Raw genomic sequence first — 22,385 nt, forward strand, 5'->3', positions numbered from 1 at the left:
CTTGGGTAAGATGTGTGTATGTCATTTCGGGCAACTTTGACTTGGAGGTCTGGAAGGCCGGATGCTACTGCATCTTCCCACCTTTAACCATTTATCTTCAGTTGCACTTCATAGTTGAACTCGCGTGAACTTAATTTTGAATGACGACAAAGTACTATTTCACAAGAGCAATCTTGCAATTGATGCTCAATTTTCAGAAAATGCCAGGCCGATGAGTTTAGTTAAATTCAACGCGGGAACTACGTGCTTCATAAAGACCTTCTCGCTTGCAGTGGCGTAACCTTGCCCCCAAAATTCTGGCAAAAATCGATATCCGATATCCGATATCCGATATCCGATATCGACATCATGCAGTTCCGGTAAAAATTTCAACCCACTAAAACCAATGAGTCGGCCAGAATATTTATCGATGCAGACCATTCGACCAAATCCGAAGTCAGAATAATCACTGATCGGACCCGTTAGCATTTTTTGCCTGACCTCTTCTATCGCTGTCACAGGTGGTTCTCCTGTGAGTCGCATCAAATCTGGTAAAGATGCTAATGGAAAAAATCTTCCACATCGTCTAAAGTAAATGGCCTTAGCACTAAGCGCTCAGTTTGCATTTCTACCATAAGATTTTTCAATCGGGAAGTAGCTTTCACTGCCGGTCAAATCCGCCCAATTACTCATCGTGATTGTAATTCACTTCTGTATCCACCCCAAAAACTGCAACGTCCCGGATGTTTTTTTGCACCGCTACGGCGCCAAACAGTGCCAGGATGAATGACATTGCATAGAAACCTTTTTCGCTATCATGCAAGCTTGCGTTCCATAATCCAATAACGAGCAACATAATGGCTGCAATCAGTGCAAACCAGGATACGCCAAAATAAATGCCTGTTACATGAATGCCTTCGGATTTGTCGCGCACGGATTTTTGTAAAGAGATCGCTGCATACAAGCCAAACAAAAGAACCGTAAAGTAGTAGCCGCGTTCGTTCAGTAGCATCGTAGAATTCCACAGCCCAGTGACGAAAGCGATTGAACCGCACAACATTGACACCCAAGATGCGGCAACGAACGCTGCGGTTGGCGGTTGAATTTTTGCTGACATAGAATTTTCCTGAAATGATGTGAGTAAATTGTACTAAACGTCGACGATAACTAAAATGCAACATTATGCGAATGTTGCATTTCAAGGCCATTGTTTCCTGATGTAATCTTTATTATGAAAATCTACGAGTTTCTTGACTAGCGCCCACAGGCGTTGATGCTGAGCTCTTTGGCACTTGTCGTGTGCCCCCCGCATTACGACACTCCGGAATTTGGAATTCACGGGTTCTTTGCAGCAGACGCAACACAATCAACGCAGCGGCGGTGGCAGCGATAACATGTTTGATACTGTGCCCGCTGATGATGTGAGTTAAAGTCAATATCGGCGCGTCTGCTATCTCTGTGATTTTTGCAAGTACGTACAACACCATTGCTATCCCAAAAGCGAGTCTATCGGCTTTTGGGGCACGCCAAATCATGTGCCACAAGGGAATCAGAATCAGGCTTAATCCTTGCAAAAGTAAATATGGACGTAAGTCGGCTGTCCATTGCCACCAGAATACTGAGAAAACGGCAAATAACAGAGACACAGATAATTCCAGCAAAGCAGATAATCTCGTCATGCAAGGAATATTTTCAGCGCGTACAGCACACATCAAACTTGCACACGCCAACGCGATTGGTAACCGATCCCAAAACAAACGAGCATCATCTGGCGCCAGATGATAAAAAGACGAACCTATCGACGTCAGCAATAAACTAACGATAATCATAAAATATGCGGGGTCGCTGTTTGCTTTAATCATGAGTTGGCTAGTTCGCGCAATATAATAAAAGCCAACAGCAGCAACTAAACCAAAACCGAGATTGCTCAAGACGTCGGCAGCATGAGGTATCCCCATCCACAGCGACTGATCGGCAAAATCATGATAATGAGAAAGTTGTGGGATGGGGCCATATAACAACATGGCGATGACGATCAACAGGCTTAAAAGGCTGGGCAAGTGGGCGAGGCGGCTATGCATTTTTTTCTCCGTTATCAGAATTTGATAAGCGCAGCTTGCCAAAAAGCATAGAAATATGAAACTATTTTGAAATAAGTAGCACACCAACGACGTTCAAGTATTACATTTTTGCGACCAGTCTATGAGTGAAATTAGCCAAATCTTAAATACCATCAAGCGCCAGCTTAAACTGCAAAGCAAAACCTATCGCGATGTTGCATTGGCGCTCGATTTGTCCGAAGCCAGTGTTAAACGCCTATTGCAAGCGGATAACGCGGCTTCTATCAGTATAGAAAGACTGTCACAAATCAGTCAGTTACTGGGGCTGAGCCTGATGGAACTGACCCAAGAAGCAAATGCCCAGGGTCAACGACTGCACACTCTGGCTTTAGCGCAAGAAAAAGATTTAGTAGCAGACAATACGTTGCTATTAGTTGCAGTGTGCGCGATCAATCATTGGACGTATGAGGACATTACGAGCGCCTACCGCATTTCCGAAACGGAATGTCTGCGGCACCTGCTGAAGCTCGATAAATTGGGTTTGCTCACGCTATTACCCGGCAACCGCATACGGCTCAACCTCGCGCGCGATTTTGATTGGCTACCGGACGGGCCGATACAGCATTATTTTCGGCATAAAGGGATGTCAGATTTTCTCGCAGCCAAATTTAATCAACATGATCAATCTCTGAATTTTATACACGGCATGTTGACGGATGCGGCACTAAGTAAGCTCGATGCCGAATTGCGATTACTCAAGAGAAAATTTGCAGAATTACATACAGAAAGTTTAGCCGCGCCCATCAGGAAACGGCGTGGCACCGCCTTACTCTTAGCAATGCGTGAATGGGAGCCGGAGGAATTTACTGCGTTACGCCGGCGTTAATTTGAATGTAAAGCGTCTGCTGAAATCAAAATACCGTCTTGATCGGCATAAATCCAATCACCCGGCGTAACGGCGACGCCAGATAGCGAAATACGACCATCGTGTTCACCACCGCCGCGCTTGATACTGCGCACCGGCATCGCGGCTAACGCGCGAACGCCGATTTGGCAGGCATTGATTTCGGCCACATCCCGAATACATCCATGAACGATCACACCAACCCAGCCATTTTTTTGCGCCAAAACGCCAAGATTGCCGCCCAGCAAAGCACAGCGCAGGCTGCCACCACCATCGATCACCAATACCCGACCATCGCCCGGCGTTTCTAACACCGTGCGAACCATACCATTATCTTCAAACAGCTTCAGCGTGCTGGCACGACCAGAAAACTTTTCTAAGGCACCGAAAGCCTGATAAATTGGAGGTAGAACGCGTACCTGTCCATTGGCTAGTTTGTCTTCGTTTGCGTCACATAAATCACAAGTTGCAAAGCGCATTGGTGCTTCCTTTCAGAGGTTTATTCTATTCTAGCTTGCCTGTGTTTGATCGCCAATAAACGAAGGCTCCAGATCAATCATAAACAACAGACAGCAAAAATTAGCCAATCGATTTAAGATGCAAGCATATTTCCACTCAACTCTCTGATATCAGACATTTTCACTATGGCGACGCCGATACTGACTCACAATCTGCCTGTCACTGCTTCAAAGCTCCCGACCTTAGACAGGCCATTACGTCTCGTTGCCCGCAATTTAAAGATTTCCCAAGATCTGGCGCCGCATAGCCACCCATGCGGTCAGATCACTTATACGCCGCAAGGCATGCTGCAAGTCATTGCTGATGGCACAGTGTGGTTTGTACCGCCTATGCGTGCCATTTGGATACCACCGGACACGATCCATGAAGTCAAACTACTGACCGAATCGAATCTGCGGGCAATTCATATCCACGCGGAATATTCACCTTTAAGCAATCAACATTGCTTGGTATTGGAAGTATCAAATTTGTTACGTGAGTTGATTTTTAGTCTTGAATACACTGAACCAGATAGCCCGCGTGAACGGCATTTGGTCCAGGTAATTCTGGATGAATTGATTGCCGCAAAACCTCTGCCAATCTACTTGCCCATGCCAAACGACAAGCGCCTTAAAAATTTGTGCGAAATTTTAATTGCAAATCCTGCAAGTAATGACACGCTGGAGATATTAGCAAAAAAAGTCGGAGCGTCCGCCCGAACCTTGACCCGTTTGTTCGAGCAGGAACTGCGTATGAGCTTCGGTGACTGGCGCCAGCAAATGCGTTTAGCACGCGCTTACCTTTTAATTGCCAATGGCACGCCCATGTCGCAAGTGGCAGCGGAACTCGGATATTCGAGTCAATCAGCATTTTCAGCGATGTTTAAAAAAACTTTTGGGGTTTCGCCGTCGAGTTTTTTTAGACAGGCAGGATAAAAAATGCGCAAGCTCTAGCGCAATAGCGAGTGCAATAGCGAGCATAAATGCAACCCGCCATCGTTGATCAAGCGGAAATTGCGCCGATTCGAAAATTTAATTTTCTTTGCGTCTATCAAGCACTCTCGTCCCTACCCTTCTCCCGTTTAAGGGAAAAGGGTCTGAACCTAAGTTTGCTTCAAGATCACTATCGCTATCACTATCGCTATCGCTATCACTACCACCAGCGCCACTAGACTTTACTAAATACCAGCTCGCCGTCTTGGGCATTGATCGCAATCACGTCTTTCGGACCAAACTTACCTTGCAAGATTTGTTTCGATAAAGGATTTTCTATCTCTTGCTGGATCGCCCGTTTCAAAGGACGTGCACCATAAACCGGATCGAAACCTGCTTCGGCAATTTTCAACAAGGCGGCATCGCTGACCTGCAAACCCATGTCCATTTGCTGCAAACGACTTTCCAGCGTTTTAAGCTGAATCTTAGCAATGGCACCGATGTTTTTCGCATCAAGCGCATGGAACACCACGATCTCATCGATACGGTTAATAAATTCTGGTCTGAAGTGCGATTTAACTTCGCCCATCACTGCCATTTTAATCACTGCCGGATCACTGCCTTCCATAGCCTGGATTTGATGCGACCCCAGATTCGAGGTCATGACGATGACCGTGTTTTTAAAATCGACTGTGCGTCCCTGCCCATCGGTCATGCGACCATCATCCAATACTTGCAACAAAACGTTGAACACATCGTGATGCGCTTTTTCCACTTCATCCAGCAAAATAACACTGTATGGCTTGCGACGAACGGCTTCGGTCAGATAACCGCCCTCTTCGTAGCCAACATAGCCCGGAGGCGCACCAATCAGACGCGCGACGCTGTGCTTTTCCATGAACTCGCTCATATCGATACGAATCAAAGATTCTTCAGTATCAAACATAAAACCAGCCAGCGCTTTACATAACTCCGTTTTACCTACACCAGTCGGACCGAGGAACAGGAAAGAACCGTAAGGCCGTCCCGGATCGCCCAATCCTGCCCGTGAACGACGGATTGCATCTGACACGGCGACAATCGCTTCATCCTGCCCGACCACGCGTTCATGCAAGGCATCTTCCATATGCAAAAGTTTTTCACGCTCGCCTTGCATCATGCGTGATACCGGGATGCCGGTAGCACGTGAAACGATTTCAGCGATTTCTTCGGCGTCAACCTGCGTGCGCAACAATCGGAGTTTTCCGCCGCCTGTTTCATTTTTTTCAGCCTGTGTGTCTGCTTGCTTGAGTTGCGCCTCCAATTCTGGCAAACGACCATATTGGAGCTGCGACATGGTTTGCCAATCACCTTTGCGCTTTGCATCATCCATTTGTAGTCGGATTTTTTCTATCTCCTCCTTAATATGGGTGCTGCCTTGCACGATGGCTTTTTCTGCTTTCCAGATTTCTTCAAGATCGGCATATTCACGAGACAATTTCTCGATTTCTTCTTCAATCAAGCCCAGACGTTTATGTGAAGCTTCGTCCTTTTCGCGTTTCACTGCCTCACGTTCAATTTTGAGTTGTATTAAACGACGATCAAGTTTATCCATTACCTCGGGTTTGGAATCAATCTCAATCTTAATTTTAGCGGCCGCTTCATCGATCAAATCGATCGCTTTGTCAGGTAAAAAGCGATCAGTAATGTATCGATGCGACAATTCAGCAGCAGCAACGATCGCAGGGTCAGTAATATCGACGCCATGATGGACTTCGTATTTTTCTTGCAAACCACGCAGAATGGCAATCGTTGCCTCAACACTAGGTTCGTCGACGATGATCTTCTGGAAGCGACGTTCCAGCGCGGCATCTTTTTCTATGTATTTACGGTACTCGTCAAGCGTCGTCGCGCCTACGCAGTGCAACTCTCCACGAGCCAATGCCGGTTTAAGCATATTGCCCGCATCCATGGCACCTTCTGCTTTACCCGCACCAACCATGGTGTGCAACTCATCAATAAAGACGATCGTCTGGCCTTCATCCATGGCGATTTCTTTGAGCACAGCCTTGAGACGCTCTTCAAATTCACCACGGTATTTTGCGCCAGCCAATAACGCCGCCATATCGAGCGACAAGACGCGTTTAGATTTAAGGCTATCAGGCACCTCGCCATTGACGATACGTTGTGCCAGGCCTTCGACAATCGCCGTTTTACCGACGCCTGGCTCACCAATCAAAACCGGATTGTTTTTGCTGCGACGTTGCAAAACCTGAATTGCACGGCGAATTTCATCATCACGACCAATGACGGGATCCAACTTGCCTAAGCGTGCGCGCTCGGTCAAATCGAGCGTATATTTTTTCAAGGCTTCGCGCTGGCCTTCTGCATCTTGAGAGTTGACGTTGCCACCGCCCCGCACTGCGGCAATTGCGGCTTCTAAGGATTTTCGGGTCAAACCGTTTTCGCGGGATAATTTACCTGCTTCGGATTTATCTTCTGTCAGAGCAAGCAAGACCATTTCGCTGGCTAAAAATTCATCGCCACGTTTTTGTGATTCTTTGTCCGCCAGATTCAGCAAACCCGTTAATTCACGACCAATTTGCACCTGACCATCAGTGCCAGAGACCTTTGGCAAGCGGTCTAAACCACCTTTCAGGGCGCTCAACAAGGCGTTGACATTGACGCCAGCACGCTGCAATAGAGATCGGCTGCCACCATCATCCTGATTAATCATGGCTAACAGTAAGTGAACCGGTTCTATATATTGATTATCGTTGCCAACAGCCAGACTTTGCGCATCAGCTAAGGCTTCTTGTAATTTGGTAGTAAGTTTATCGAGACGCATTTTTTGCTCCTGAATAATTAGTTACCAACACAATTTGGGGCTGGAGTGCCGTTTTCAAGCAGTGTGCAATAGTCAATAGAAAACTGTTTGCGATAGCGCAAGCCTGCCCGAAGTTTGCGTACCTTCGGGCAACTTTTATTGCAAAAAAATAAATTAAATTAAATTAAATTAAATTAATTACAGGGTATTTATTATTGAAAACGAGCTTGTTTCTTAAATTGCTCAGTGGCACGCACTAAGGCATTTGCAATTCCCGGTTCCATCGCCGCGTGACCCGCATCACCGATCATATGAAATGCCGCCGTTGGCCATGCCTGATGTAGTCGGTATGCAGACACTGGCGGACAAATGACGTCATAGCGTCCTTGAATAATGACTGCTGGCAAGTGCGATATTTTTGCAATATTTTTAATTAACGCATCGTCTTCCATAAATGCTGCATTGAACATATAGTGTGCTTCCAGGCGCCCAATTCCCAAACTCACTTCATCCGATTCAAAATTAGAAATCGCGTCAGCTTGTGGTTTTAGAAATAAACAAGAGCCTTCATAACGACTCCAGTTACGCGCTGCTTCTACGTAGATCGCTGGATCATCGCAAAATAAACGTTTTACATAGGCTTGCAGCAGATCGCCGCGTTCTTGCTCGGGCACACCCTCTGCAAAGCGTTGATGCACTTCTGGATAGAAGTATTTCATACCATTGACAAACCATTCAACTTCCGTTCTGGTGCACAAAAAAATCCCACGCAAGACAAACCCAAGACAAACTTGTGGATGGGCTTCACCATAAGCGAGTGCCAGAGTGGAACCCCACGAGCCGCCAAAAATCAGCCACTGTTCAATACCTAACATGGCACGAATTTTTTCTATGTCAGCAATCAATAACTGTGTTGTATTTTGTTTGTATTCCCCTAAAGGGGTAGATTTGCCTGCGCCACGTTGGTCGAATAACACAATGCGATAATGTACCGGATCGAAAAAACGTCGATGTGCAGGACTCGTTCCGCCACCGGGTCCACCATGTAAAAATAAGACTGGCTGCCCGTCCGGATTTCCAGACTCTTCCCAGTACAGGGTGTGAAGATCATCCACCTGCAGCGTACCACTGCGATAAGGTTCAATTTCAGGAAATAAAGGATAGTTAGCAATATCTGACATGCGGTCTCCTGGATGTTATGGTACTGACGGTAATCAAGTTACTAAATTTTGGGCAAATTATCTGCCTATACAACAAGCAGATACAAGGAAAACAAGGAAATACAAGCATTATACTAAAGGCGAGATTTTCACCGCATCAACGCTAGAAGCGTTGCTCCCAAAGAATGCGCCAACTCGGCTGCGTCGGCTTAGTCAGCTCTTGTGCCACATGGATTTGCGCATCCTGGTACGTCTCTGATTCCCGTCCATTTTGATGCAAAATATTGCTGATAGATAGTCTCAGCTGGGCGGTCGGATTAACTTGCCAGACACTGTATAAATCAAGCAGTCGTTGAGGACTTTGATAGGAAGACAAATACGATGAGGCGCGCTGAACACCCTTTGTTTGCAAAGAAAAATTACCACCAATTGTCCATCCATGCCGTAGCTGGTAATCGAGACTCAGGTTACCACTGAGTTTTACCTGATCTGCCATCACATTGTCCGGACCAGGGACACTCTGAACCCTTGACCAATTGCGATTTAGATTGGCATGGACGTTAATATTTGGCAAATCAGCACTTAACGAACTTAAAGAGAATTTGGTTTCTAATTCCAAGCCCATAACCACAGCATTTCCATTGTTGGCTGGCATGACTAACCAGCCATTTTGCTGTTGCGAGAGAAGCGAGACCGTCACATCATCGATCTTACGCACGTAGGCACTCGCGCTCACCAATGCGCCATCTGCGTTGAAACGTTCATAGGCAATATCCATTCCCCACGATTTTTCAGGCCGTAGAGCAGGATTGCCTTGTTGATCTGGATTGAGGGGGCCATTATCATTATCGATACGAATAATGCGGGGTATTAAACTCACTAAAGTGGGCGCTTTTAACGTGCGATTGACCGCAAAACGCCACTGGCGTTGACCATCAAGTTTCCAGACTGTTTGTAAAATCGGACTAAACACACTATCGGTATGTGTCAACACAGACCCATCCGACGCTGTCCCTTGTATGACCACATGCTCCCAACGTAATCCGAGATACATGAGCCAACTGGGCGATAAGCGCCATTCGTCTTGTGCATAGAAAGCCAACTTAGACATCGACGCATCGTAGAGTTGATTGGTATTAAGAATTGCGCTCCCCTGAGGGTCTTGATCAATTTCTATTCTCTGCTCATGCCTTTGGCTAGTGTTACTTTCCCAGCCAAGTGAAAAATGATGATCTTCAATAGCAGGTGCCAGATATTTACCGTTCAGACGAATTTCATTCTCGTGCGCCTCAGCACTGACTTCTCTCGTTTGCAATAACTGATCAGTCTGATCATTACCATGGAAACGAAAAAATGACACGCGGCGAAAGAAATTCCAGCCGCCGGTGACAGATAATTTAGCGCCATCATCAAATGCCGATTCCCAGGTCAGCGAATTGCGAAGCGTCGTAAAATGGGCATTCCATACGCTATCATTTTCCGGAAAATCAGTTGTCGATCCAACGAACGTATTTTCACTTTCTCGCTTTAATTGATGAACATATACTTGATTCAAAAATCCTTGCCAGCTCAAGCTCATATCCGGCGTGCGTTGCCAATTAAGATGAGGCGTTAATGTAAATGCTTCGCGTTGCACATGCGTTATTTGCTGTAGTTGACGTGAAGAAAGCAAGGTATCTGGCAGTCCGGATTGAAGCGGTGCTTTTTGCGTCAGTGACTCATTCACCTGTTCGGTGCTATCGCTCACACTACGATCGACAACCGCACTCAAGTTATATCCTAGCGATGCAGTTTTACCCGACGTGCCAACGGTCATTCCCGGATTCCAACCACCTTGCTGCTCACCGAAGCGCAACTTAACTTCAGTCTGTGTCTCGCTGGTCTTTTTCTTCAACACGATATTGATGCTGCCAGCAATGCTCTGAGCGCATGTATCGGCGCCCGCCACGCGCATAACGTCGATGTGATCGATGGCGTCAGGTGCAATGCTATCAATAGCAAAACCATCAGGCATTACTTCTCCATTCACTAATACCTGGGTATATCCGGCCCCCAATCCACGTAATGAAATGACAATTGCTCTATTTTTATTTTCACTGATCGTCACACCAGGCAATCTCTTCAATACGTCACTCATGAGCGTATCGCCATATCTTGCAAGCTCTTCACGGCCGTACACGCTGAGGATGGTCGGATCTGCTTGCCGGATTTTGTCATTGTGATTGGCCGCAGTCACTTCAACTGACTGCACGCTTTCGGACTGCACACTTTCGGTCTGCACACTTCCTGATTGCGCATACACGATATTCGAACCCAACATTAAGCATAAAATATCGCACTTAAGGAGTAGTCGATAATACTTTGGACATTTTTTCATAAATAAGAAAATACGATGCCATGGCGCAAACGTGAAATACACGGCACACACTAAAATTAAAGGAAATGGTTTTTTCAGCCCGTGGTTTTACACCACGGGCTGAAAGCGGGCATAAAAACGAGCATAAAAGCGGGCTGCTGTTTTGCCGATCTAAAAAGCCAAGCTATTCGAAGGTTACACCCCTTGCTCAAGGGCATGGCGGATTTGAAACACGTCTTCTGTTCTACGTTCAAGATCTTCTGCACCAAGTAACACCAGTGTAATGGCTTTACCAGCGATATTGAGATGCATCAATATGCAACGCCCTGCATCCCTTGTCGTGCCAGTCTTGGATAATTGAATATCCCATTCCTTTTGTCCGACCAGAGGATTGGTATTTTGACATGCCAACTCTTTTAGTTTGCCATGCTCAACTTGAGGCCAACGCGCCAAACTTGTTGATGCTGCGCTGGTGATTTTCACCAACTCAGGGTAAGTCATTGCTGCCTGGGTCAAGTGCGCGATATCGGCAGCACTGGCAACGTTGCGCTTGCTATAGCCTGTCGGTTCGTCCATGTGCATATGGGTTAAGCCTAATTTCTCTATCTTATTCTGGACAGCTGCTAAAAAGGCGGCCTCACCACCAGGAAAGGTGCGCGCCAACACTTGTGCTGCTCGATTGTCAGACGGGATCAGACTCATTTCTAACATTTGATGGCGGGTGAGACGTGTGCCTACAGGTAAATGCGACGTCGCACCTTTAAGTTTGGTGGCGTCTTCACTTTTCACAGTGAGTAGTTCCTGCATATCCAAATCAGCATCTAACGTCACCATCGCCGTCATCAGCTTGCTTAAGGAAGCTATAGGGGTGATGCTATCCGCATTTTTTTGTAATAACACTTGACCACTTGTGTCGTCGATGACGATGGCATGGGTTGAATTAAGGCTCACCATGAGTTGAACAGTTTCATTTGCTGTTTTTTGCGCCAGTTGTTTCAAACCTGTGCGTTGATTTTCGCTAAATTGTTGTTCGTGTTGTGCAACAGCACTGACCACCACAAAAGTCAGAATAACACCCAATGCAGGGCTGGCCATCGTCCACTTCCACTGCTGTTGATCTGCTCGTAGCAAACGTTTGATACGTCCTGATAACTGCCCACCGTTGGCGGCTGGAACCATGTGTGGAACTGCTGCTTGCCATGCGTCTAAGCTTTGCAAGGCTAATGCCATTTCACGGGGACGCCCTAATACGTTTGCGGCAATACCATCCGCAATTTGCTCACGCTCAATGTCCATCCGGCGTGAAATCCACCATACTGCCGGGTGATAAAACAAGATGGCTAAAACGCTTTGCTGTAAAAAATTCACGACAAAATCCCAACGTTTGATGTGTGCTAATTCATGTGCTATCAAAGCGTCAATTAACTCTGGTGCCATCCCACTGAGTAAAGACAAGGGCATCACAATCACTGGACGCCAGCAGCCACTCGTCACTGGCGTCTGTAAATCTTGTTCCAATTTAAATTTCACCTGACGATGAAGCTGAAAGCTGTGCGCCAGAAAATCGGTACGTCGTTGCCAATGGATTTGCAATTGTTGTTGGTCACCATGTAGAGGCGCGACGCCCAATTGGCGTGCCCACATCAGGCCGATCACCATACGTGCCACCATCAGACTCATACCAGATAACCAGATCAGCACGACAACAGGCAAATAGGCTTGCAAGCCGCGCAGAAAGTTGCCATCGTCGACAAACACCACATCAAATTTCGCTGTTGAACTTTGCATCAACGCCAAAGCCGTATCCAGACGTATGATCTGAACACCATTGATTTGCTGATATAAGCCAAGCGCAGGCCAGCATAAGCACGCCAGCAAGGAATTACAAAGCACCAGGTAACGCGTTTCTGGACGACGATTCCGCAATAAAGCACACAGAACTGCGGCGATACCACCGATCACAACTCCTTGCCAGATGAAATGCAACAAAGGCCAACCAAGAACTTGAACTAACGAGAAATCATTATTCATGATTTATCTTCCCCTAAAAATTGTTCGATTTCTGCACGTTCTTGTTGACTCACGTGTCCGCGTAAAGCCGCCATAACCAATGCTTTGCCTGATCCAGCAAAGACCTTTTGAATCAAATCTTTGAGTAAATTAGTTTGCATGTCATCTTGTTCTTGCATCGGCGCATAAACATGAGAGCGTTGGCTTTCATCACGTTTTAACAAACCTTTATTATGCATCAATTGCAAATGTCGCAGCACTGTCGCATAGGCTAAATCAGGGCGCTCCATCACCGCGGCAGCATGGACCTGCTTCGCAGTTGCCGGGCCGATTTGCCACAACACCTTGAGCAAGTTAATTTCGGCGGTGGTAGGTTTGGGCGTGCTTATTTTTTGGGTCATTACTACTCCTTGCATTGTTTAATGCATGCGTTTATGGCAAGTGAATGATGAATTTCCAGCCAGAAGTCCATCGCACCATCCGATATTTGCTTGAATGCCTGACTAAATGCCTGACTAAATGCTTACGTGAACAGATTCCAGAATAAATGTTCTAGAACTTTTTGTCTAGAACTATTTTTCTAGATAGAGATAAAAAGGAGTTATTTGCGCTAATGCTTTATGTGTGTGCCGCGGAGATAAGCCTTACGCGGTTCCAAAAGATTTCTAGTCTGAAAAAATACTAGCGGGGAGTATAAAAATGTCGCCCATAAACAGCAATGATAAAGGGCGAGATATTATGGATACTCCCACGATGTGGAAAAAGAATGGGTCATGTAGAGCGTGACACATGCTGCGAGGTTCGCTCGATTGCGTTTGTGCTCGATTGCGTTTGTGCTCGATTGCGTTTGTGCTCGATTGCGTTTGTGCTCGATTGAGGTTCAACTCGATTGTGGTTCAGCTCGATTGAATGACTACTCGGTTGAATTTCTGCGCGGGCTGCACCCGCACCAGGACTAAGTATCCGTATCCAGCGGAATATCGCTTTTGACTTTCACTGCTTTAGCCAAAGCAATGGTTGCGCCACAGAGTAATGTTGAATTACAGAGTCGACGACCTAATCAAGCAACCATTTTTTACCTGCCAGTTCATCGCTTTCACGCGCATCAACCCAGCGCGCTCCGTCCGGCGTTTGTTCTTTTTTCCAGAACGGCGCTTGCGTTTTGAGAAAATCCATAATGAATTCACATGCTGCAAAGGCATCTCCACGATGCTTTGACGCCACCGCTACCAACACAATTTGATCTAATGGCGACAATGTGCCAACCCGGTGGATTATCCGACTATCAATCACTGACCAACGCAAGGCTGCCTGATGCACGATGTCGTGCAAGGACTTTTCAGTCATCTCTGGATAATGCTCCAGCGCCATTGCACTCACAGCTTGTCCGTCATTGAGATCCCTCACCAAGCCCAGAAAACTAACGACCGCGCCAACGGTCGGATTATTTTCCCGCAGTTTTTTGACTTCCGTCGTCAGATCAAAATCATCAATCTGGACACTGACATACATGTTCAACCTCCGGTGACAGGCGGGAAAAAGGCGACTTCAGACCCATCAGCGATTAAGGTATCTGGTTCACACATAACATGGTCATATGCCATGCGCACTGCCGCGTCGGCGCTCAACACCTCTGCCCACACATCGCCACGTTGCACCAACCATGCACGCACGTCGCCTACAGAAGTCACCTCTTGTGGTAACTCGACAGTTTGTTCAGACACACCTAATTTCTCACGAATACTGGCAAAAAAACGTAATTGAATTTTCATAAATAAAGTAAAAACTGTTCAATGAATTTAATCAGATAACGATCAACACGATATCAACGAATTATATGATGATTAATTTACTGATTAATTTGTTGATTAATTTGTTGATTAATTTGTTGATTCATTTGTTGATTAATTTGTTGATTCATTTGTTAATTAAGAGAACAAAACGGTATGAACCTTACGAACTCACCAGCTTGCACAGATTGTCCTGGCATCAATTCAACCAAACCATCCCCCCAAACTGTCGAGGTCAAAACGCCAGAACTTTGATTCACAAAAAGATCGAGGCCGCCATTGGGGTTCATTCGCGCCCTTAAGTATTCTTGGCGGCGGTCAGGCTTTAACCAGTCAAAATCAGCACGTACCGAATACGCCGTTGGCGTTACATTTTCAACACCTTGCATACGCAATAGAAACGGTCGAACAAATAATAAGAAAGTAACAAAACTGGATACAGGATTGCCAGGCAGCCCCATAAAAAAAGCACCACCGACTTCGCCAAACGCTAACGGCTTGCCAGGCTTGACGGCAATTTGCCACATGTTCAAGCGCCCTTCAGCTTCGACCGCAGGACGGATGTGGTCTTCCTCACCAACGGAAACACCGCCAGAAGTCAGCACCATATCGTGACCCTGAACAGCGTGACGCAGCGTGTCCCGCGTTGCTTGCAGGGTGTCTGGCACAATGCCATAGTCAGTAACCTCACATCCCAACGACCGCAGCAATGCCGTCAAAGTAAAGCGATTTGAATTATAGATCGCACCCGGTTTTAATTCTTCGCCCGGCATCGTCAATTCATCACCGGTAAAGAACACCGCCACCTTTAATGGACGCAACACAGGTAAGGTAGCCAAGCCAACCGAAGCAGCTAAGCCTATTTCCTGCGCACGGAGCCGCGTGCCTGCAGGCAAAATGGTGTCTCCTGCACGAATATCCTCGCCCTGCCGACGCACCCATTCGCCTGGTCGTGGGGCGTGATTAATGATCACGTCATCCCCTTCCGCAACGCATTGTTCTTGCATGACCACCGCATCTGCCCCAATCGGTATCATCGCACCCGTAAAGATACGAGCCGCGGTACCAGCTACGAGTGGTTCACCAATATAACCAGCAGGAATGCGCTGAGTCACCGCCAATCGACAAGAACCATTTACGCAATCCGCGGCGCGTACCGCATAGCCATCCATTTGCGTATTATCCATCGGCGGCACATCCAACAATGAGGTCTGCGACTGAGCGAGAACACGCCCAGAGGCAGCCAGAGTTGGCAGTACTTCAAATTCTTGTATCGGACGCACCGCATCCATTAAAAAACTAAGCGCCTGCTTGACACTCATCAGCGGTTTTTTTTCGGTCATAAGGGAAAATATTCATAAAATAACGAGCACAGCCTGCATTGTAGTCTCTCACAGAAAAAAGCACTGAGAAGAGTACCAAGGAAAGCGCATCAACAGCCTGACGCAATATCAAAAAAGAAAGGTGCTTGAATTTTCAGAGCAATAAAATACAAATCGGTTGCGTTAAATGCAAATAACTGCAAATTCTATTGCAATGCCACGAATTGCTGCCAAACTAACGATAATGCCAAAATACAAGTTTAAGAAAAAACCAACGTTTCCGTCAAATAAGTGAGACCATCATGTTGACCAATATAGCACCAGGATTCATTGATTTGAAACGCAGCCTGCGATGGCTTTGCTCTAGTTTATTCGTATTCGCCAGTTTGCAAGCACAAGCGACCGATTCAGCGTATAAATTTTCTCCGGTAAACCAGTACGATATCAATTTAACCGCCGCTTACTGGAATCCCATCATTAGTTATGTTTCAGAAAAAAGCGGCGTTAATCTCAGCCTCAAAATAGGCAGAACTTCCGCTGACACCACTAGTTTTGTACTGACAAAAGAAGTTGATTTTGCATTTACCAACCATCTGTTCGCACCTGAAAGAGAAAAATTAGGCTGGCAAACTTTTGGCCGCCGCAATATCCCCCCTGTCTCTGGTGAAATCGTCGTCCCCGAGGGATCGCCGATTACTTCTATTACCCAATTAGATGGCAAAGATGTCGCCTTCCCGGGCCCCGAAGCATTAATCGCATACAAAGTCCCAATGGCATATTTAATGAGCCAAAAAATCAAAATTAATGTCGTTTTTGGAGGTAATCAAAATGGCGCATTTGGTCAATTATTTGCGGGCCAAGTGCAAGCCGTCGGCGGCAACTCACAACTTATCGAGAGCTATACCAATCGCGAAAAGAAAAAATTCCGCGTACTTTGGAAATCTGAACCCTACTTTGATTTGCCTTTAATGGCATCTAATAAAGTCAATCCGGCAGATCTTAAGGCGGTTGCCACAGCATTCTTTGGCATGAAAGATGATCCTGCTGGTAAATTGATCTTAAAGCAGGCTTCAGCAAAAATTGGATTAAGCGATGAGGCTTTCTTTATTCCTTCGGATGGTAGCGAGTATTCGAACTACAGAAAGTTCTATCAGACGATCCCGCCTAATTTACGCTGATCTAAAAAAGCAAATTTGACTATGGGGCTGCTGTGCGGTTATTAAAATTTCTTCTCCCGGAATCTCTGGTACTGCGTGTGTATGCGCTATATACGGTGACGTGGCTCGCTTTTATGTGCGCGGGTATCGGGCTGTATTATGAGACTCGGTTTACGCAAGAGATTGAAGACGTGCAGGAATCAGCAGAATCAATGTTAGAAGTCGCCGCCAATAGCGTCACCGATAGCGCTGTCATTGGTGATTTTGATACGATCAAGCGCACTCTTGATCACATGGTCGTCAGTCCCAAATTCTCTTCTGCGAAGTTCATACCATTACAACAAGGCTTTGTTACCAGTCGGGAGAAACCCGTCGATGAGTACAAATATATTCCATCATGGATCACTCAACGGGTTGAAGAGCATTTATTTGACGACAATACCATTATCAAAGTCGGCGGCGTCGATTACGGCGTCTTACGCTTAAGTTTTGACAACGTGCAAATTGCAGGTCGAATGTGGCAGATGATGCAAGTTGCATTGGCGTTGACCTTAGCCAGCTTTATCGGCGGCATCGTCTTGATTTGGTACCCCTTGCAAAGCTGGCTTGGTAAATTAAAAGAGAGCCGAGTCTTAGAATTAGGAATGGTTGAAGGGCGCGATCTTGAAAACGAAACGCTCATTAGCAGCGCGCCTCTGGAAATCCGACAAACACTAATACAACTACAAAATACCGCGTCACAATTGCGCAATGAATTAACTGAACGTGAAAACACGCTACATTCCCTTCGACAAATCCTGATCAGTTTGCTGCCTGAGAGTTCGGATAAGCCGTTAGAAGGCCAAAATATCGCCGTCATTTTAACGACGATTGAAGCCTTGATCGCAGAAGGAGAGCAATCGAGAATAGCACTGGTTGCAGCGAAGGAAAACGCTGAGCATGCAAATAAGGCAAAAAGTGCTTTTCTCGCTAATATGAGTCATGAAATTCGGACTCCGATGAATGGCATCATTGGGATGATCGATCTGTGTCTTGACACCCCGTTAAACAATGATCAACAAGAATTTTTAGGAATGGCAAAGTTGTCGGCCGACCATCTTTTAGTGATCATTAACGACATTCTAGATTTCAGCAAAATAGAAGCGAACAAAATAGAACTTGAATCCATCCCACTTTCATTGCCAAATCTACTCACTGATCTCAGCAAAACTGCAGAGTTTTCTGCTCAAAAGAAAAATCTATCGCTAATTAAAAATATCGATCCATCTTTACCAGCATTGATTCTTGGCGACCCTGTCAGATTGAGTCAGATTATCAATAATTTGCTCGGCAATGCGATTAAATTTACAGATGAAGGGCACATTACTTTATCTGCCCAACTAACCGCGACTACCCCGCAGCAAATAGCGATCAGCGTTACCGACACAGGTATTGGTATTACAGAATCAGAACAACATCGAATTTTCGACGCTTTTTCGCAGGAAGATGTTTCCACGACCAGACGCTTTGGCGGTACTGGATTAGGACTCAGCATCTGTAACAAACTTGCCCAACTGATGGGCGGCAGTATTCGTGTGACAAGTGAAAGCGGCCGAGGAAGTCGCTTTACTTTAGAAATTCCACTTTTATTGCCAACAAAAGCGACGACGATCAATGCTGTTTCTATTACACCATCAGAAGAAGTACAAATTCGACAATTGCAAATATTGATTGCAGAAGATAATCCAATCAACCAGTCACTCATGTTGACTTTATTAAACCGTCTGGGACATTCGGTCACCATCGCCAACAACGGCGAAGAAGCGGTGAAATTGTGGGAAGATAATCAATTTCATCTCATCCTTATGGATATGCAAATGCCTGTCATGGGTGGTATGGATGCGACCCGAGAAATCCGCCGCATCGAACGAGAAACCGGACATTCACATCATATCCCTATTTACGCACTGACCGCCTCTGCGATGGCAAGCGAACAGCAAGAGGCCATTGAGGCCGGACTGGATGGTTACCTGACCAAGCCTATTAATCGCCAGATCTTGAACGACGTTCTCATGTCGGTCGCGTCACAAGTTGATCAAATTTCAGACGCATAATAGCGATGCAACACGACACTAATATTGTCGTGCCCACCCTGTCGATTCGCATAATCAACAAGACGCTCACATTGCTCTGCAACGCTGCTAGTAGAATCAAACAAAGCCAGCATTGCTTCCTGACTATCGCAATAATTCCAAAAACCATCTGAGCACAGTACTACATTAACATCGTCGTCAAGTGGCATGTTAGCGATATGAATATCTGGGGTATCGTCACGCATTCCCAGACATTGGGTAATGCAGTGCGCATTTCGATCTTTACTCGCGGCGTCAACACTAATGCCTGCTTTGATTTGCTGATTCATCCAAGAATCATCTTCCGTGAGCTGTAAGACAGCGTTCTGTTTGATGACATACAACCGCGAATCACCAACCCAGGCATAGTGCAACTGCCCTTCTTCGATCAGCGCCAAAACCAAGGTCGCCTCTGGCTCAGCAAGTTTCTGATCATCGTATGGCAAATCACAGATTGACTGGTTGGCGAGACGCACAGCAAGTTGCAGCCGCTGTTCAGGCGCTAACTGTGAATTCTGTTGCAACACATCCAAAGCCATGGTCACCGCTGTTTCTGCGGCTTCCTTCGCCCGGCAAGCGGTCGATACCCCGTCAGCGACCGCTAACCCCAGTGTGCCATCTTTAGAGAAGATCGCACACGCATCTTGATTTTCTTCGTGGAGCAAACCTCGATGTGTTGCGCTGGCAGTCAAGTCGTTCAAACGTATCGTCACCGGGCGCGCAATATACGCTTGCTTGCGGCCACAGTTATCACAAATTCCATCGACATCAAAATCATCATGACCACATAAACAAGGTACGCCGTGTTGACCGATGTTCTGCGGCTCAACTTGCGAATCTGGCGTCAATGTGGCAGGGACGCCATTAGCAGCCCCGCACGCTTCACAGAAGGAAGAACCGACGCCGAGCACTTCTCCACACTGCTTACAATCCACTATTCACCTCTGAAATTCTTAAAATAAAGTTACAGGTCGAACGCGATTTGCCTGACCAACCCAATAGTGTCGTTCCGACACCGTTTTTGCTAATTTTGCAGCGTGTCTGAATTGATCCTCGGCAGTCAGTCTTAAAGCGTTTTCTGAATATTCAGTTCCCAAAAAAGTGCCATTAGAAGGCCACGTTGTACTTTTAGTTGTAGCAACTAACAAACTAATCATGCGTCCCGCAATCTGGAACACCGAGCCACCTGAATTCAGCACCGACTTGATTGCCAACTCTGCAACCTGCATGACCTTAAGATCGACCTTATGTGGATACGCAAGCAACATCTCACCCACGCTCAATTGGGTTTCGGTATGTAAAGCATGATTTCCTGTCACTCTCTGTAACACGCTGAGCGCCTCCATTAAACGTCCTGCTTTTGCATGACAGCGTGCAGCACCAACGTGGGCACTGACAAAAGAAGGGTCTACCCGACCTACCCTATCGTAATAAGGTAAGGCTTGCTCAACGTCATCAGCAATCTCAGCTGCAAATCCCATCGCGAGACGTGGCGCTAACTCGCCTGGCATTTCAAAATAACAGCGTTCAAAAAATGGTAATGCTTTTGCACCTTCTGATGTTGTCAGTAAATATAAGCCCCGATACCAGCTAGCACGCCAATCAAACGGATCCGCATTTTCAAGCTGATCCAAGGTGCTAATAATGAGTTTATCTCTCTGCTCCGAGAGCAACTCAGGATGTGAGATCAATAATTCAACGAGCCTCAATCTGGGCTCAGTTGCTTTATCGCCATGCTTGACCACTAATTCTTGCAATTCTTTAAGTTGTTCAGTGGCATTCATCAAGCTTAAGATGCAGATGACTTCACCCGCCGCTCTATCTTCTACGCGGACCCTTGGATTTGGCAAGGACAAAGGACTAATCCCGGTTGCCAATGCACGGGCGGTCGATTGAATCAATCGATCTCCGGTGAACACTTTGCTATCGATTGGTTTGGGCTCAGTTTGCAAGGCCACAATTTCACGCAAGACACCGAATAGTTGCTCGCCCATTTCATCCGCCGTTTGAAATCGTTCATCCGGATCAGTATGCGTTGCACGCAGTAAAAATCGGTACAGAGATTCATTTTCAGCCAAGACGTCAACGTCTTCCGGCGACGGCAAAGAGAACTCAAATTCGGATGAAAATTTAAAATCCATAATCAATACAGCCAAGGCACGACCTAAGGTGTACAAATCCGATACAGCAATCGGATCTGTACTCGCCTCAGGTGCCGCAAAACCAATCGTGGCATAAACGTCGCCATGTGGATCGCCAATTTTGCGTACCGCCCCCATATCGATCAGCTTGACGTCACCCGTTTCTATCATCACATTGTCCGGTTTGAAATCGCAATAAACCAAACCTTGTCCGTGCAAATAAGAGAATGCGGGCAAAATTCCTAAGATATAAGAAATTGCCTCGGTCACTGGCAATGGGCCACGTTCCTTACGCACACTGTGGACAGTCTGCCCACCGACGTATTCCATGATAATAAAACCCTCGGTACCATGATTTACAAAATCATAAATACCGACGATTTTTGGATGTTTTAAAGCTGCCAAATAACGACGCTCGGCGACAGCGGCAGCAGCACTGGCTTCGTCATTCGCATTTAAAAGGCCTTTGAGCACAACCCAGCGCTGCAAAACGAGATCCCAACCGAGATAAATCCATCCTAAACCGCCAAAGGCAATAGGGCCTTTGATTTCATATTTTCCGACGATCACATCGCCAGCCTTCAATTTTGCGACGAAATCGTACGGCGTACCACAAGAGGGACAAAAGCCCTTTGCGCGATTGACCTGTGCGTCGCATTTAGGGCAGTGGCGTTTATGCAGAGGCACCTCGGGATCACTCATTAATAACTTCAAGGGGTCCTGATTCGGTAAATCGGGTAGAGATACCAGCCCACCACCAAGCGCATTACGTCGAGTGCTCGAGTGTGTGGTAACACCAGCGCGACGACGCGTTGTTTTTGCGGCACCTGATTCTGGACGACGAACAGGATAATTGACGGTAAATCGGCTTGAACTCCGGGTTCGGCCCTTAGTCACATTGACGGAAGAACCCTCACCCGTGCCGGTTACTTGAGAAACAGCGGATGACATATCCAGACCGCCCGTGGTCGCCTTAAGCAAGGTTTTGATTGCTGGCTTACCGCAATCCTCACACACGTCATCCACCACCACACCACCACAATATTGACAGGACGCCACCATAAATCACCTCAAAGTTTTTTACTGAAATCAAAGTTCATTTTCAGTATTTAACGCAATTATTTAAATTCAGGTATTTAAACCAACTCTCTCGCTAAGT

The 22,385-nt window shown here is 46.4% G+C and carries 18 protein-coding genes; 4 read left to right on the forward strand and 14 right to left on the reverse strand.

All coding sequences use genetic code 11. The annotated features are described in order from the left end of the window. Positions 1-186 precede the first annotated feature (186 nt). The 3 genes from ACO0K1_RS17355 to ACO0K1_RS17365 form a co-directional block, all read right to left on the reverse strand. Positions 187-576, reverse strand: coding sequence for a GNAT family N-acetyltransferase (locus ACO0K1_RS17355; protein ID WP_423028042.1), 390 nt, complete (start codon positions 574-576; stop codon positions 187-189). Between the two features lie 88 nt (positions 577-664). Beyond that, complete coding sequence (yiaA, locus tag ACO0K1_RS17360; RefSeq protein WP_423028000.1) at positions 665-1,096, reverse strand: inner membrane protein YiaA; 432 nt, start codon at positions 1,094-1,096, stop codon at positions 665-667. Positions 1,097-1,208: 112 nt separating this feature from the next. Continuing rightward, positions 1,209-2,060, reverse strand: a complete 852-nt coding sequence (locus tag ACO0K1_RS17365) for a hypothetical protein (protein ID WP_423028002.1) — start codon at positions 2,058-2,060, stop codon at positions 1,209-1,211. 121 nt (positions 2,061-2,181) lie between these two features. On the opposite strand from ACO0K1_RS17365, the gene ACO0K1_RS17370 reads away from it, so the two are divergent. Next, the gene (locus tag ACO0K1_RS17370) at positions 2,182-2,925 is read left to right on the forward strand and encodes a transcriptional regulator (RefSeq protein WP_423028004.1); all 744 of its coding nucleotides are present in this window, start codon (positions 2,182-2,184) and stop codon (positions 2,923-2,925) included. Here the strand turns inward: ACO0K1_RS17370 and rraA are convergent. Continuing rightward, on the reverse strand, positions 2,922-3,422 hold the full coding sequence (gene rraA, locus ACO0K1_RS17375; protein ID WP_423028006.1) for a ribonuclease E activity regulator RraA: 501 nt from the start codon (positions 3,420-3,422) through the stop codon (positions 2,922-2,924). The two genes, ACO0K1_RS17370 and rraA, sit on opposite strands and share 4 nt — an antisense overlap. A gap of 165 nt (positions 3,423-3,587) precedes the next feature. Between rraA and ACO0K1_RS17380 the strand changes: the two genes are divergently transcribed. Continuing rightward, positions 3,588-4,376 (forward strand): AraC family transcriptional regulator, encoded by a 789-nt coding sequence (locus ACO0K1_RS17380; RefSeq protein WP_423028008.1) that lies wholly within the window; start codon positions 3,588-3,590, stop codon positions 4,374-4,376. A gap of 232 nt (positions 4,377-4,608) precedes the next feature. Here the strand turns inward: ACO0K1_RS17380 and clpB are convergent, their stop codons facing one another. From clpB to glp, 8 genes are all read right to left on the reverse strand, one after another. Next, a complete protein-coding gene (clpB, locus tag ACO0K1_RS17385; protein WP_423028010.1) occupies positions 4,609-7,200 on the reverse strand; it encodes an ATP-dependent chaperone ClpB in 2,592 nt (863 codons plus the stop codon). A gap of 191 nt (positions 7,201-7,391) precedes the next feature. After that, on the reverse strand, positions 7,392-8,360 hold the full coding sequence (pip, locus tag ACO0K1_RS17390; RefSeq protein ID WP_423028012.1) for a prolyl aminopeptidase: 969 nt from the start codon (positions 8,358-8,360) through the stop codon (positions 7,392-7,394). A 142-nt stretch (positions 8,361-8,502) separates the two neighbouring features. Beyond that, entirely contained in the window at positions 8,503-10,620 is a 2,118-nt protein-coding gene (locus ACO0K1_RS17395; protein ID WP_423028014.1) for a TonB-dependent receptor plug domain-containing protein, read from the reverse strand. 270 nt (positions 10,621-10,890) lie between these two features. Beyond that, positions 10,891-12,726, reverse strand: a complete 1,836-nt coding sequence (locus ACO0K1_RS17400; protein ID WP_423028016.1) for a M56 family metallopeptidase — start codon at positions 12,724-12,726, stop codon at positions 10,891-10,893. Next, positions 12,723-13,106: a BlaI/MecI/CopY family transcriptional regulator gene (locus tag ACO0K1_RS17405; protein ID WP_423028018.1), complete on the reverse strand. Its 384-nt coding sequence runs from the start codon at positions 13,104-13,106 to the stop codon at positions 12,723-12,725. The genes ACO0K1_RS17400 and ACO0K1_RS17405 overlap by 4 nt, the downstream gene beginning before the upstream one ends. Before the next feature lie 655 nt (positions 13,107-13,761). After that, positions 13,762-14,217 carry a molybdenum cofactor biosynthesis protein MoaE gene (locus ACO0K1_RS17410; protein ID WP_423028019.1) on the reverse strand — a complete coding sequence of 152 codons (456 nt, stop codon included), beginning with the start codon at positions 14,215-14,217 and terminating at the stop codon, positions 13,762-13,764. 2 nt (positions 14,218-14,219) lie between these two features. Then, on the reverse strand, positions 14,220-14,477 hold the full coding sequence (moaD, locus tag ACO0K1_RS17415) for a molybdopterin converting factor subunit 1 (RefSeq protein ID WP_423028020.1): 258 nt from the start codon (positions 14,475-14,477) through the stop codon (positions 14,220-14,222). A gap of 152 nt (positions 14,478-14,629) precedes the next feature. Next, positions 14,630-15,838, reverse strand: a complete 1,209-nt coding sequence (gene glp / locus ACO0K1_RS17420) for a gephyrin-like molybdotransferase Glp (RefSeq protein ID WP_423028022.1) — start codon at positions 15,836-15,838, stop codon at positions 14,630-14,632. A 281-nt stretch (positions 15,839-16,119) separates the two neighbouring features. Between glp and ACO0K1_RS17425 the strand changes: the two genes are divergently transcribed. Together ACO0K1_RS17425 and ACO0K1_RS17430 are read left to right on the forward strand one after the other, a co-directional pair. Beyond that, the gene (locus ACO0K1_RS17425) at positions 16,120-16,995 is read left to right on the forward strand and encodes a phosphate/phosphite/phosphonate ABC transporter substrate-binding protein (protein ID WP_423028024.1); all 876 of its coding nucleotides are present in this window, start codon (positions 16,120-16,122) and stop codon (positions 16,993-16,995) included. Between the two features lie 32 nt (positions 16,996-17,027). Further along, positions 17,028-19,067, forward strand: coding sequence for an ATP-binding protein (locus ACO0K1_RS17430; RefSeq protein ID WP_423028026.1), 2,040 nt, complete (start codon positions 17,028-17,030; stop codon positions 19,065-19,067). Here the strand turns inward: ACO0K1_RS17430 and ACO0K1_RS17435 are convergent. Together ACO0K1_RS17435 and ACO0K1_RS17440 are read right to left on the reverse strand one after the other, a co-directional pair. Beyond that, positions 19,049-20,020: a PP2C family protein-serine/threonine phosphatase gene (locus ACO0K1_RS17435; RefSeq protein WP_423028028.1), complete on the reverse strand. Its 972-nt coding sequence runs from the start codon at positions 20,018-20,020 to the stop codon at positions 19,049-19,051. The genes ACO0K1_RS17430 and ACO0K1_RS17435 overlap by 19 nt on opposite strands. Positions 20,021-20,038: 18 nt before the next feature. Then, positions 20,039-22,288, reverse strand: a complete 2,250-nt coding sequence (locus ACO0K1_RS17440; RefSeq protein WP_423028030.1) for a tetratricopeptide repeat protein — start codon at positions 22,286-22,288, stop codon at positions 20,039-20,041. Positions 22,289-22,385 lie beyond the last annotated feature (97 nt).

This window comes from Undibacterium sp. SXout20W (genome assembly GCF_049340285.1).
GTDB lineage: Bacteria > Pseudomonadota > Gammaproteobacteria > Burkholderiales > Burkholderiaceae_D > Undibacterium.

Excerpts from the sequence above, each read along its gene's own strand:
- ACO0K1_RS17370 (WP_423028004.1), top strand. The coding sequence starts at position 2,182 with ATGAGTGAAATTAGCCAAATCTTAAATACCATCAAGCGCCAGCTTAAA.
- ACO0K1_RS17440 (WP_423028030.1), bottom strand. The coding sequence starts at position 22,288 with ATGGTGGCGTCCTGTCAATATTGTGGTGGTGTGGTGGTGGATGACGTG.
- yiaA (WP_423028000.1), bottom strand. The coding sequence starts at position 1,096 with ATGTCAGCAAAAATTCAACCGCCAACCGCAGCGTTCGTTGCCGCATCT.
- clpB (WP_423028010.1), bottom strand. The coding sequence starts at position 7,200 with ATGCGTCTCGATAAACTTACTACCAAATTACAAGAAGCCTTAGCTGAT.
- ACO0K1_RS17380 (WP_423028008.1), top strand. The coding sequence starts at position 3,588 with ATGGCGACGCCGATACTGACTCACAATCTGCCTGTCACTGCTTCAAAG.
- ACO0K1_RS17425 (WP_423028024.1), top strand. The coding sequence starts at position 16,120 with ATGTTGACCAATATAGCACCAGGATTCATTGATTTGAAACGCAGCCTG.
- pip (WP_423028012.1), bottom strand. The coding sequence starts at position 8,360 with ATGTCAGATATTGCTAACTATCCTTTATTTCCTGAAATTGAACCTTAT.
- moaD (WP_423028020.1), bottom strand. The coding sequence starts at position 14,477 with ATGAAAATTCAATTACGTTTTTTTGCCAGTATTCGTGAGAAATTAGGT.
- ACO0K1_RS17400 (WP_423028016.1), bottom strand. The coding sequence starts at position 12,726 with ATGAATAATGATTTCTCGTTAGTTCAAGTTCTTGGTTGGCCTTTGTTG.
- rraA (WP_423028006.1), bottom strand. The coding sequence starts at position 3,422 with ATGCGCTTTGCAACTTGTGATTTATGTGACGCAAACGAAGACAAACTA.
- ACO0K1_RS17410 (WP_423028019.1), bottom strand. The coding sequence starts at position 14,217 with ATGTATGTCAGTGTCCAGATTGATGATTTTGATCTGACGACGGAAGTC.
- ACO0K1_RS17405 (WP_423028018.1), bottom strand. The coding sequence starts at position 13,106 with ATGACCCAAAAAATAAGCACGCCCAAACCTACCACCGCCGAAATTAAC.
- glp (WP_423028022.1), bottom strand. The coding sequence starts at position 15,838 with ATGACCGAAAAAAAACCGCTGATGAGTGTCAAGCAGGCGCTTAGTTTT.
- ACO0K1_RS17365 (WP_423028002.1), bottom strand. The coding sequence starts at position 2,060 with ATGCATAGCCGCCTCGCCCACTTGCCCAGCCTTTTAAGCCTGTTGATC.